This window comes from Xanthomarina arctica, from assembly GCF_014638915.1.
GTDB classification, from domain to species: Bacteria; Bacteroidota; Bacteroidia; order Flavobacteriales; family Flavobacteriaceae; genus Xanthomarina; species Xanthomarina arctica.
Window position 1 is genome coordinate 190,591 of sequence record NZ_BMFQ01000003.1, and the last position, 12,497, is coordinate 203,087.

The following is a 12,497-nucleotide window of genomic DNA, read 5'->3' on the forward strand; positions in this document are numbered from 1 at the left end:
GAATTCAAACAACACATCTCTAAATTTTCAACCTCACCTTTTTTATTTATAGGTTCAGGGTTTTCTAGAAGATATTTAGGATTACCAACTTGGGAATTATTACTTATGGAGGTTTGTGAAGAAATAGGCTTAAAAAAACCGTATAACTTTTACAAATCTAATGCAGACTCAATATTACCAAAAGTTGCATCAATAATTGGAAAAGACTTTAACGAATTATGGTGGAGTGATGAAAATTTTAAAGAAAGCAGAAAAGAATTTGCATCACTCGCAGAAACTAAATATTCACCACTAAAATTTGAAGTCGCCAAAAAAATAAAATCTAAAAATGAGCTAATAAAAAATGACGTAATTGATAAAGAATTAAAACTTTTAAAAAAGATAAATATTGATGGTGCAATAACTACAAATTGGGATGAACTATTGGAACGAATATTTCCAGACTTCAATAAATTTGTTGGACAAGAGGAATTAATATTTTCAGAACTATATTCGATTGGAGAACTATACAAAATACACGGTTGTTGTTCTAAACCCAATTCACTTATTCTAACTGAAGAAGATTATAATAATTACGAAGACAGAAATGCATATTTGGCTGCTAAATTATTAACAATATTTATTGAAAATCCTATTGTTTTTATAGGTTATAGTTTAGATGATAAAAATATCCAATCGATTTTAAAATCAATAATTAAGTGTTTAACTAAAGAAAAAGTAGAAAAATTAAAAGATAGATTAATATTCTGCCAATGGAGTCCAGAACCAATTAAGACAAGTATTATAGATAGTACATTATTAATTTCAGACACTGTAATTCCTATAAAACTAATTACTACGAATGATTTTATAGAAATTTACACTGTATTGGCTAATAACAAAAGAAAGCTACCAATTAAAATTCTAAGACAGATGAAAGGTATGGTTTATGACTTTGTTAAATCTAATAATTCAAAATCCAAAATATATGTAACCGATAATCTAGAAAATATAGAAAATATTCACAACGCAGAATTTGTATATGGTGTTGGATTGAAAGATAAGTTTTCAGAAGTAGGGATTAAAGGAATCGAGCTTAAAGATGTATTATTAGATGCTATTGAATCAAGAAATTGGGAATCCGATAAAATATCAGAATTGTGTTTACCTTATCTAAAAGCTAAATATATTCCCTATTTTAAACATTTAAGAACAGCAGGATATCTAAATGCTAATAATGAAATTGACGAGGACAATGAAATAACTGAATTTTCGCCAGAATTCATTAAAAAAGTAAATGATATGAAACAGGAAAGTTTCTATCCTTCTGCTAATTACATTAGAAAAAGAAAAGAAATCAATGATAAATATGCTACTTTTTCAGAGTTAAAATCTGATAATAATCAATTGCACATAGTTTTATACACGCCATTATTATCTAGTGAAAAAATAAATTTAAATGAATTATTAAAGTTTTTACAAGACAACAAAGAACTTTTAGAAAATAGTACTAACGGTACTCATTTTAGAAAACTGATTTGTTTGTATGATTATTTAAAATATAAAAAATAACTACAGCTAACAAAGTACTGTGCTAAAAAAAGTAAAAAACTATTCATTTTTGACTGAAATACTTCTGTAACTTTAGTCAAATAATATCATACCTCAAAAACAAAATCGAAGATTCAACGTAGCTTATCTCATAATCCAGTTTAAAAAACATAATCAATCAATTTGTAGCTCATTAAGTCCAACCATTAAATTCTGGAAGGCAGGTAATAAGGTGTTCGTCAGTCGATCCATTTTGTTCCATAAAACATATCTACAAGCCAGTTCGGTATATGGTCGGTATACCGTTTTTTAAAAACGACTCTTATCTCCTACCCCATTTAGCAATTATAAGGCTTGCATATACCATAAATAGTACCACTACGGCGACACGTCCTCGTTGGCACTATTTATTTGTTTTATTTCACACATTCTCTCCTTCCTCACCCGTAGCTACTCTTGTACCCAAACCCAATAAGGTTTCGCTTCGCGAGCTTTTTTTATTGGGTACAACCGCTACTTCATATGATGCGAGCCTGCGGGTCACTTCGGGCAAAACCCACATTAATTTTAGCTTCAAAAGTTTATTTAAAGCTTTAATTGAAATGACTAAATTCTACAATATCTAATCTGGTTAAGCATGTGGGTCTGCGGGTGTCACATTTTTTGAACAATTCCAGCTTGCAAATAAGATAAGCTAATCCCTGCGAAAGCAGGGATCTCTTTAAAGTTCATCCAAATATTTCTTAAAATTTATATGATAACAATTCAAGGCTTATCATATTTCGCAAGAAATGCAAGAGCATCTCCTTCAGTCGGCCATTCCATCCAAGCCTAAATAGTTTTTTAAATTTCGGATTGGCCAGCTGTTAATTTCCAATAAAACCTACATCAACCACCTATAACCTCAAACCTCATCCAACCTAGTAAAAGCCAAACCGTAATTGAAAACTATTCTCAAAACCTTCCATGGCCTCCTTCAATCGGTGCACTTGCCAAAACTTAGATAGTCAGTAAACCTCCACCCAATTTCATCCGACTAGAAAGAAAAATCAAAAAATCCGCCACCCTTGCGGTAAACCGTTGCTGTGGTACGCACTTTTGCCGAAAAGGCAACGTGCTATTTACCACACCACCCTCGCTCCTCTCGCAAACGGCTCGCACCTTTTAGATTACCTGTCAAGAAAAAATTAGTCATTCATACGCAAAAATTCAGCAATAAAAAAAACATTATTTAAAAAAAAAACGAAAAAATAAAAACCGTTTTTTTATTAAAAAACTTCGTTATATATTTAAATTATCACTCTTTTATTCAAGCTTTTAATGATTAAAATAAACAAACCTCCAAAAGTATATACTGGTCATATTTACATAGAATATACAGGCAATAATATTTTCCTTCTTAACTCTAAGAAAGGAAGATCTTTTAACAGCCTCCATCTATTTGAGTATTTTTTACTTAATGACGGTCAAAGTATTCGTAATTGCTTTAAAACTGAGCTATTGGGTAAGAAGTACATTGTGGATTTTGATGGTCATTCAATATTTAAATTTAATGAAGAAAGTCACACCTATGAACCCGATGATTGGTCTTATTTAATAGAGTTTGTACCTCATTCAAATAAAAATATTTTCATGGTAGCCGGTAGGTTAAGACTATTTAATGAAATTAGCGCAGTTGACGGCAGAAATGAAACCTTTCGCTTTAATATTATTTTAGATAATAAGGAAGAAATTAAAAATCTATTTATATAAATATTGGAATTAAAAGACATTGTATATTTATAAGGTTTAATCAAGAGGAAATAACATTTTTAAAAGGATTAAATATCTTTTGAAAATAAAAAAATAAGCAAAGTTAGTAGCCTTTCTTTAGCCAACGCTTTTACCCTATAAAGTTCAAGCCTGCGGGTTTTGAACAAAACTTTTTTAAGCAAATAATTTAGTTTTGATTCAACCATTTCCGATAAAAAACTTTTATCCAAAAAACTTGACAGGGTATCCACGGCTACTTTGGTTTGGCTTTCTTTTTTCTTTTTCTTTTTTTCCGAAAAATAATGAAGGGGAAGTTTTAGTCTTATAAAATATGAATTGGCACCTAAACAACCTACTGGTAAAAATGCCCAAACTATTTAAATTGAAGTCAAAAAATAAAGGCCCTTAATTAAAAGAGCCTTTACTTTGAAAGTATATTCTTGAAGTTACTCGCGAACTTGTTTCATTTAATAAATTTACGAATTACTTTTTAAAATATCTAAAAATGAAATTAAGGAATTTGGATACTACATAACTCGCAGATGCACCAATACTGGCCATAACAACAGTAAACAAAATATCATCCAAACTAATATTAAAGACCATGGATAATAAAGTCCCACCCAAAATCCCAGCTTTAGTATTTATGTTTGTTAATTCCATGCTATTCTTGTTTCTCCGATTTCTCGTCGATAACCACTGCCTGACTTACAGCCGTAATCACAGTTCCGGCAACAGTCAAATAAGTAGCAATGGTGACAACCAAAGCAGGTATACTGATTGGCGCCGCAATAATAGCACCTCCTGCAGTTGCCAATGCAATCCCTATGTTTCGTAAAACTCTGAAAAACTTCGGAGTAGGATTTGTATAACGTTCTAATAAATTCATAATGATATGGTTTTTGTTTAATTCCTCTACATTCCCTCTCCTTTGGGGAGGGTTAGGGAGGGGCCTTTTATAATTAATGAAATGTCTTCTTTGCGCTCTATAGCTTGATGACAAAGTGAAAGTAATTTTTGCATAGCCAGTCTAGAAGACCAACCTTTCCCAATCCCTGACAACTGACTCACTGGAGCCAAACAACCTTCCAGTTCCTTTAAGGCATCATTAGCCGGATGAATCAATATCAAAGTCCGTTGATAAACACCAACAACCTGCAAGTGATCCTTAAACCGATTGGAAAAACGAGGTTTCAATTCATAAATCCCTTCAGGAATACAAGAAACTTGTCGTTTATTTTTCAGCCAGGGTAACTCAATCATAAAACAGATAAAATGTCCATTGACAAAGAGGGCACTATTCGTACCCTCTTTAAAATACTGTCTATGAAGTAACAAATCCATCCTACAGAGTGTCTACAAGTGCCACAGAAAGCGCATTGAAAGCCCCATTTTTCAATGGATACATTTCACCATTCACTTCCTGATAAAACTCGATCCCAACCATTTCCATAATTGGTAACACCGAGTTTGGAGTTAGTCCAACATTCAAAGCTATAGGAGCCGTGTCTGGAGCAGTGTAAGGTAAAATCCCCGAGCTTGCAGTTTCAAAAACGAAAATCTCATTTACGAAATCCACCTCAGTAGCACCCATTACAATGTTAAAATGCGTGGTCCCTGAAGGAGCTGCAATTCGTACCGTAGGACTAAAAGCCACTAAAGTAACATCAGCATCCCCAGTCACTCGATCAAGAGCAACAATAAAAGGAGCGAACAAAGTAGAGCCCAGTTTCCCGTTGAGGTTAAATTCAAAGCCTAAAAAGCTACTCAAATTCCCATCCTGTACAGTACGGTCACCTCTAAGATTTACGGGATCCGTTTTAATAATAGCCACCAGATCTTTAGTTAATCTACTAACCACACGTTTGTCTTTTGCGTTTTGCAACAGCACGCGAATAGAATTCCGAATCAGCTTACCGGCTTTCCCGGCACGCCCAAATTCAGAACCATTCTCACGAGTACGTTGAAACGCAGGATCTGTAGCAATTCGGTTGCCATCTATACCACCTTTGGTACGTGCTAAATGTCCGTCGCTACTTTTGTAAAAGGAAATATCATCCAGAGTTCCCTTTAATTTAATAATACCAGTTTGTCTTGCCATGGTTTCAAAGTTTTTTATTTCGTTAAAACTCCGTATATTTAATAAACCATCCCAAAAGCAGGTCCCTCCCATGCCGAAAATGGCTTTTTTTGCCATTTTAAGCTTAGGATAATGGTAGTATCATGTATAGATAAAGTATGGATAAAGTATGAGCACCCTCAGAAGACTATGTATTTACCCAAAGGATATTATGCGTATCACAGGAAGAAGTGAACGCCATAGTCGCCTATTGTTTAAGAAAATCAAAGACCATTTTGGGAAACAAAAACATCAGGTAGTTACCTTCAAGGAGTTTTCAGAATATACCGGTATTGAAGAAGATGTAGTCAATAAATATATTTAATCCGACACACATATATAATATCTGTATCAAGAAGGAATCAAGGCTGCGTATAACAGCACATTCTATTTCCTATTAAAAATCGATAACCTTATCCAAAGCATCATCCGCATCTTTCTGGATAAAATTAGATTGGTAAAGAATTGTGGTTGTAATTGAAGAATGTCTATATAATTTTTGAAGCATTTGGATTGAAATACTATCCCCTGAAATATTACCAAAACTATGTCTGGCAATGTGCATGCTCAATTTTTTTTCAATGCCAGCCTTCTCTGCAATAATTTCTAATCGTCTATTAAAGTTTCTAGTAGCTGTCTTAATTCTCATTCGTAAGTATCGCTTATCACTGATATCTACTCCTTCTAATTCTTTAAACAGATAAATAGAATCTTTATCCCTCTCCAAAATATTCAAAATAGCTAGAGCCTTTTCAGGAATTTTCAAGGAGACAAGTTTATTGTTTTTTCCCATTCTATACTCTAACCGGCCATCCACGAAATCTTGCCATTTTAGCATAAGCACATCACTAACCCTAATTCCTGCAAAATAGAAACTAATCAACCATACATTTAAGGCATACTGCTGGGCATTTGTTAGATCCGCTAAGTTTTCTAACAGTTGGACCTCCTTAACATTCAAACCTACTTTTTTCGTTTCTGGAAACTTAATCTGGTATTTCCCTTTCCCAAAAGGATAGCTTTTATTTTCCATTGAAAAGTCTGAAACAGCCAGGTTTAAAATGGTACGGATCATGATCATATAATTCACTACAGTTCTTTCAGATAGCTTGCGTTTATTCAGTAAAAAACTATCAAACTCCTTAATGAGTTTTAAGTCTAATTCTATTAAATTCAATGAATCTCTTTTAGTAAAATCCTTAAAAACTTTTAGGCGTTGTTTTTCAATATCCAATTGATGGAATTGTTTTCTATCTTTTATACGTTTTAGGTAGTATTCGGAAACGACAAAAAAGTCATTATTAGTTTTATTTAAAATCTTATTCTTAATTCCAGAAACAGAAATATACCCATCATCTACTTGTGACTCTATGATATTCCTATTGGTATCTGATAATTGTTTTAAAATAAGTTGATTAATGTGCAAGGCATCAGGATGTGCTTTTTTAACAATGTTATTTTTATCATCCCAATCAGCCAAACGAATATATTGGCCAATGTACAAAAACGATGTTTTTCTATCTTTTATAATTCTTATAGCAATTGGATATAATCCTTTAGAATTAATTTTCTTTCTCAAAACCGCTTTTACTGAAGACATTTTTTCATCATTTTAAGACTCCAAAGATACAACATTAGAAAATACAGGTACAACATAGGTACAACATTTTATGCTTTTAATTGCTTTTAAACGATATCAACGAAAATTAAAACCCTTGTAAATAGCTGATTTTACTGCGTTTTGTTGTTTTTTGAATTCCTAATGGTCAGATTCATAACTCGGAGGTCATGGGATCGTGCCCCATTCTCGCTACATAACTGGAAGCCTTGAACTTATGTTCAGGGCTTTTTTTTGTGCTTTACTAAACTGTTGGTTGTTGGTGAATGTTTCGGGTTTCAGGTTTAAAGCTCAAAAATCTACAAACGTTAATGGTGAATGGTAAGTTGTGAATTGGACATCTATATGTTGTCTCCACCTCTTTGTTAACCATAAACTCTAAATTATACTTTTTAAGGATGCTTTTTTAGTTAAATAATATTATTAACTAATCTATTGATTCAGAACATTCTGAATTGTAGAAGTCTACGACATCTTTTATGTCTTCTTTACTGAATCCTTTTTCTCCTTCTTTAATTTTGGTTGCTAATACGGTACAATCTGAAAAGTATTCGCTTCCTTGAGTTTTAAAGCTGTCTGCTATAGTTATAAATGACACTGAGGTATCTTTATTTCCTAATAGGATTACAAATGTTTCCTTATCCCGTTTAACACCATAAATGATCGCTGTTTTGGTTTTCATAGGAATAGGCGCCATACCTAAAGCAGCGCTAGTAGGTGACCAAACAAAAGAATAATCGCCATAGTTGCTTAATTTATACAAATTTACTTTTCCGTCTTTTACCAAGTCATAAAGTTGAAAATTATTATCGTTTTTACCAGTGGGAAAGATATAGGCCATTTTGGGTTTTAGATCTTTTCGCTTGGAACGGGGATTCACATAACCTGAAATAGAGTCTAAATGCTCATATTTGATTTTCACCTTTTTGTCCTTTCTTAGTTCCTGAAACTTGATTTCTTTTTTCTTAAACGTCACGTAGCCTGTTTGAGTGGTTCCATCTTTATAGAACAAAACAGATTTTGTTTGTGCGACACTATGAATATTATAAGTTATTAGCAGTAAAATTAGTCCTGTTTTCAATAGATTATACATCTCTATATTATTTTATTTTTTTAAATCTACTACTTATTTTTAAACTAGTCTCTAATTTTATATTGTATTCTTATGAAAGCTTGTGGTGGTATTGGTTAGCGGTTGTTAGACGGTGTTTTTTTGGATTGTGAGAGAACTAGGTACTGGTTGTTACTTGGCTTTTTATGATGTTTATATGGGGATTACATGGGGATTATATGGAGTTAACATGGAGATTATACGCTATACATACGCTATACCTATTGCTTAAGTAACTAATTTACATTACCTTAGTATTATTATGGCAAGACAAAGAGGTATTTTTAAAATTAGTGGAACGATTGGTGATATCAATTTTTTCATTACCACAGGGAAAGGTTTTCTTAGAAAAGCTGGTGGAGGCTTTAATGGAGAAAAAATACGCACAAGCCCAAGGTTTGTGAGGGTGCGCGAAAATGCGAGTGAATTTGGCAAGAGTAGCAGATTAAAAAAACAATTTAGGTTGGCATTAATGCCCTTTTTTCATGGGATTAAGAACAAACCTTTTCATTCTAAGATGATGCAGTTGTTTTTAGAGATGAAGGATTTAGATCCTGTTTCTAGACGCGGAGAAAGACATGCAAACCAGGGCTTACAAACTGCCAGGGGCAAACGCTTGTTGAAGCAATATGTCTTTACACGAAATAGCGCTTTATTAAGTGGGATATATAGTGATGCTTCTTTTGATTGGAATACCCAACAACTAACAATTAAAGACTTTAACGCCAGTCATTTTAAGACTCCTAAATCTGCCACACATATTGGCATTACTCTAGGGGTTTTGGACTTTGATTTTGAAAATTTAGAAGGGGCTTTAGAGCTCTCCCCTATTTTCTTCTTGGAAGTAAAAACTGGTACAGCAACTTTTACACTTAATCCTGAACACGTTCTTGTTCCAGCTTATTTTGGGGTTGCGGTTTTAGGTTTGCGCTATTATGAGGTGATAGGCACTGAGGTTTATGGATTTGCTACTCCTATTGGGGTGCGGGTTTTGGATTGTTTGGGAAACCCATAAATTGACGCGATTGCTGTATATAAACTGAAATGGTTTCCATTTTGTTGATGTTAAACAGTTGCCTAAATTATGTAGCAAACCTGTTTGTACAGGTGAACTTGTTTGAGTTGTATTCAAACTGAAACGTTAACAAAAAGTAGAGCGTTTATCTAAAAATGAACAAGGTGCTATCCCCTATTTTGACTTAGAGACTAAGCAAATAATTTCTTCATTATTTCCCCTTTATGGTTAACCGTAAAATTATAACTTAAAATTCCATTAAATTCCCCCACATAGATACTATTTATTAAAATACGTATTACTACTTATATGGGGTTTCGTTTAAAGCTTATATATTAGTAATCTAAATATTACGATAATATGATATTGGTAATTGTCTATACCCACTAGTTAGCAACAAGTAAAATGAACCTCTTGAATAAATGAAGAAATATTTCATAATAGAAAAGTATAAAAAAAGAAATTCAAGAAGAGCTAAAAAAATTCATTCGAGAAATCTTAAGAGCAAGGAGAAAAAGAAACTAATTAGGAAAAATTATGAAGGAAATTCTAAAATAGAAGTTGCCGAAAAAAAATCATTAAAAGGATATACAAAGATTACCGCACCAGTAAAGTTTTCTTTCACGAAATATCCTACAGAAACGATAGACTTTATAAGTAAACTTGAAAGACAATATGAAAACAGGAAAAAAGTATTTGTCAATTTGAGCAAAATTATCGAATTAGATTATTCTGCAATTGCAGTATTAGTTTCAGTAATGTTTACTTTCAAATCTCGAAACATAGATTTTAACGGTAATTTCCCTGAAAATTTTATCTTAAAGAAAATGCTTATTGATTCTGATTTTTTCAAGTATTTAAATCGACCTATTGGAGATAAATTAGAATATAGCATAGGTAAAAAGAACCAAATATTTACCAGAGCAAATAAAGAAGTTAATTCTGAACTTGGTTTAGTAGTTATGGAAGAGGCTAGCCAAACAATTTGGAATGAAAAAAGAATTTGCAAAGGACTACAAAGAACACTTTTAGAACTAATGCATAATACAAATAATCACGCAGACGAAAACGCAAAAGGTGTTAAACATTGGTGGTTGTCAGTAAACCATAATGCAAAAGAAAATAAAGTTTCATTTGTATTTATCGATTACGGTGTAGGAATATTTGAAAGTTTAAAAAGTAAACCACCTACTAATAAATGGTTTGGAACTTTTGAGAAAATTGCAACTAGAGTTAAGTATGGTTCAAATGATGAAGTTTTAAAATTATTATTAAATGGAGACCTTCATATGACAGTAACAGGAGAACATTTCAGAGGTAAAGGTTTACCCGGAATAAAACAAGTGCAAGACCGTAACCAAATAAGCAATTTGCATTTAATTAGTAACAATGTTTATTCCAACGTAGGAGAAGATAAATACCAGAAATTAAAAAACAACTTTAGTGGTACTTTTGCATATTGGGAATTAACAAAAAGTAATACAAACATAGAATGGACAATATAAAAATAAAAGTAAGTGAGTTCTCAATTGTACCAGGCTCACGAAAAAGAGATGAAGGTAAGAGTGCACATTCAGGAGAAGAATTTAGGATAGATTATCTAATCCCAAAATATCTTGACGCTCTGGAGCATAATGTAAAATTAATAGTTGATTTAGATGGCACAATAGGTTATGGTACTTCTTGGCTTGAAGAAGTATTTGGTGGGTTAGTTAGAGCTTACAACAAGGAAGACGTTAAAAAAACTTTAGATTTTATATCTAACGAAGAACCTTATTTAATTGACGATATAAAACACTACATAGAAGATGCTACAAAAACTAAATAAACCACTAATAATTTCAGGAGTATCAATTTTAGCAGGTTTTTACTTATGTATTTTTATAAAAAAAATTACAAATTTATCCCTTAATTCAGAAGTTAGTATTGAGATAAATCCATTAGAAATACTAACTACTCTAATTACTGTATCCCTTGCAATCTATGTAACCCGCACACTTGGCAAACAAAATGATTTGGAAAAAACAGAAAAAATTTCGTTAATTCAATACTTGACAGACTTTAAAGATTTAGCAAACGAAAAAATATACAATATTTTAAAAGAAAAGAAATTTGGTTCACCTTCAACTAACTCGGATTTAAAAGTATTGCGAAAAAAGGCTAGTACAATTATAAATTTAGGTCAAGAATTTAATTATTTTCAAAAAAACGAACCTTTAGGAATTGACTTAAATAACAAAGTCCGAGACATTTGGGAATTACTAACAGATTGTCCCGACCAATTGGACGGAAGAACAAATAAAACTGTACAAGAGGGAATAGATAGAATCAGACTTGAACAAATAAATAAAGTAGAAACTTCTTTAATCGATTTAGAAAAGATAGTTTTTAGCCTGACAATGTTAGTGAATAAAAAATAGCCAGTTGCTAACAATGTATATAAAAAACAGGCGAAACAGCAATAAATTCAAGGCTTTTGGCTCTTATCAAACATTGTGCTTAACCGAAAGTTTCGTGCTTCTTAATCGCCAACTTTTCATATACTAACCGTTATCTTCAATTACTCACTCAAACACCAATTATTCTTAAATAAGATAAACATATATTTATCTTTAAAATTTAAAACTATATAAATATGGCAAGATGTACAGCACCAACATATGGACACAGAACAGAAAGTGGAAGAGCGAGCTGTCCTGCTTGCGGAGGGAGAAGTTATATCAGATATAATAGTTATTCTTCATATAATGATAATTATTCTTCTTCACCATCTTATAATTCAGCAAGTCGTGGAAGTAGTAGCGGAGGAACTAAAAGAAGAGCAAGTTGGTCATCTGTAGGTTCTACAGTTCTATATACACCAGCTGAAATTAAAACATTAACACCTGTTCGTGAAAATATTGAAAAGCGTATTGAAAAACCAGATTTACGTGATATTTTTCTTTGTCATGCTTGGGATGACCGAAAAGGTTCTGCTAAAGAATTACACGACTTATTAGAATCGAAAGGAGTATCTGTTTGGTTTAGCGAAAAAGATGTTGCGTTAGGCTCACCATTAATGCGTGAAATTGATAAAGGGTTAGTAAAGTCTAAAGTTGGAATAGTATTAGTCACACCTTTATTTTTAAAACGAATCTCTGGAGGAAGTATTGCCGATAAAGAACTTTCTGCTCTTCTTTCTCGAGATTTAATTGTGCCAATTATTCACGATACAACTTATGAAGATTTAAGAGACGTAAGTCCTTTGCTTGGTTCAAGAAGTGGATTAAGTACAACAGAAGATTCAATGGAAGAAATTGCTTCGAAATTAGCTGAATTAGTAGCACCTCAATTTGTAGATAATTAGAATCAA

The 12,497-nt window shown here is 32.3% G+C and carries 14 protein-coding genes; 8 read left to right on the forward strand and 6 right to left on the reverse strand.

The window, feature by feature from the left end; translation table 11 throughout:
• Positions 1-105: 105 nt before the first annotated feature.
• Positions 106-1,551, forward strand: a complete 1,446-nt coding sequence (locus IEV77_RS12120; RefSeq protein ID WP_188465202.1) for an SIR2 family protein — start codon at positions 106-108, stop codon at positions 1,549-1,551.
• Between the two features lie 1,299 nt (positions 1,552-2,850).
• Positions 2,851-3,282, forward strand: coding sequence for a hypothetical protein (locus IEV77_RS12125; protein ID WP_188465204.1), 432 nt, complete (start codon positions 2,851-2,853; stop codon positions 3,280-3,282).
• A 483-nt stretch (positions 3,283-3,765) separates the two neighbouring features.
• Here the strand turns inward: IEV77_RS12125 and IEV77_RS12130 are convergent, their stop codons facing one another.
• From IEV77_RS12130 to IEV77_RS12145, 4 genes are read right to left on the reverse strand one after another with little or no spacing between them, the layout of a single operon-like run.
• Positions 3,766-3,945 (reverse strand): hypothetical protein, encoded by a 180-nt coding sequence (locus IEV77_RS12130; RefSeq protein WP_188465206.1) that lies wholly within the window; start codon positions 3,943-3,945, stop codon positions 3,766-3,768.
• 1 nt (position 3,946) lies between these two features.
• Positions 3,947-4,171, reverse strand: a complete 225-nt coding sequence (locus IEV77_RS12135) for a hypothetical protein (RefSeq protein ID WP_188465208.1) — start codon at positions 4,169-4,171, stop codon at positions 3,947-3,949.
• A gap of 26 nt (positions 4,172-4,197) precedes the next feature.
• Positions 4,198-4,626 (reverse strand): DUF5675 family protein, encoded by a 429-nt coding sequence (locus IEV77_RS12140; RefSeq protein ID WP_188465210.1) that lies wholly within the window; start codon positions 4,624-4,626, stop codon positions 4,198-4,200.
• Between the two features lies 1 nt (position 4,627).
• Positions 4,628-5,383 carry a hypothetical protein gene (locus IEV77_RS12145; RefSeq protein WP_188466227.1) on the reverse strand — a complete coding sequence of 252 codons (756 nt, stop codon included), beginning with the start codon at positions 5,381-5,383 and terminating at the stop codon, positions 4,628-4,630.
• A 148-nt stretch (positions 5,384-5,531) separates the two neighbouring features.
• On the opposite strand from IEV77_RS12145, the gene IEV77_RS12150 reads away from it, so the two are divergent.
• A complete protein-coding gene (locus IEV77_RS12150) occupies positions 5,532-5,726 on the forward strand; it encodes a hypothetical protein (RefSeq protein ID WP_188465212.1) in 195 nt (64 codons plus the stop codon).
• Positions 5,727-5,798: 72 nt separating this feature from the next.
• Here the strand turns inward: IEV77_RS12150 and IEV77_RS12155 are convergent, their stop codons facing one another.
• Both IEV77_RS12155 and IEV77_RS12160 read right to left on the reverse strand, forming a co-directional pair.
• Complete coding sequence (locus IEV77_RS12155; protein WP_188465214.1) at positions 5,799-7,001, reverse strand: site-specific integrase; 1,203 nt, start codon at positions 6,999-7,001, stop codon at positions 5,799-5,801.
• Between the two features lie 445 nt (positions 7,002-7,446).
• On the reverse strand, positions 7,447-8,112 hold the full coding sequence (locus tag IEV77_RS12160; RefSeq protein ID WP_188465216.1) for a hypothetical protein: 666 nt from the start codon (positions 8,110-8,112) through the stop codon (positions 7,447-7,449).
• 280 nt (positions 8,113-8,392) lie between these two features.
• Here IEV77_RS12160 and IEV77_RS12165 point away from each other — a divergent pair, with 280 nt between their 5' ends.
• The 5 genes from IEV77_RS12165 (at position 8,393) to IEV77_RS12185 (ending at position 12,491) form a co-directional block, all read left to right on the forward strand.
• The gene (locus IEV77_RS12165) at positions 8,393-9,145 is read left to right on the forward strand and encodes a hypothetical protein (protein ID WP_188465218.1); all 753 of its coding nucleotides are present in this window, start codon (positions 8,393-8,395) and stop codon (positions 9,143-9,145) included.
• A gap of 422 nt (positions 9,146-9,567) precedes the next feature.
• Positions 9,568-10,650, forward strand: a complete 1,083-nt coding sequence (locus tag IEV77_RS12170; RefSeq protein ID WP_188465220.1) for a hypothetical protein — start codon at positions 9,568-9,570, stop codon at positions 10,648-10,650.
• Complete coding sequence (locus tag IEV77_RS12175; protein WP_188465222.1) at positions 10,638-10,973, forward strand: STAS-like domain-containing protein; 336 nt, start codon at positions 10,638-10,640, stop codon at positions 10,971-10,973. Before IEV77_RS12170 ends, IEV77_RS12175 begins: the two co-directional genes overlap by 13 nt.
• Positions 10,954-11,565: a hypothetical protein gene (locus IEV77_RS12180; protein ID WP_188465224.1), complete on the forward strand. Its 612-nt coding sequence runs from the start codon at positions 10,954-10,956 to the stop codon at positions 11,563-11,565. The genes IEV77_RS12175 and IEV77_RS12180 overlap by 20 nt, the downstream gene beginning before the upstream one ends.
• Before the next feature lie 215 nt (positions 11,566-11,780).
• On the forward strand, positions 11,781-12,491 hold the full coding sequence (locus IEV77_RS12185; RefSeq protein WP_188465226.1) for a toll/interleukin-1 receptor domain-containing protein: 711 nt from the start codon (positions 11,781-11,783) through the stop codon (positions 12,489-12,491).
• The last annotated feature ends 6 nt before the right edge of the window (positions 12,492-12,497 follow it).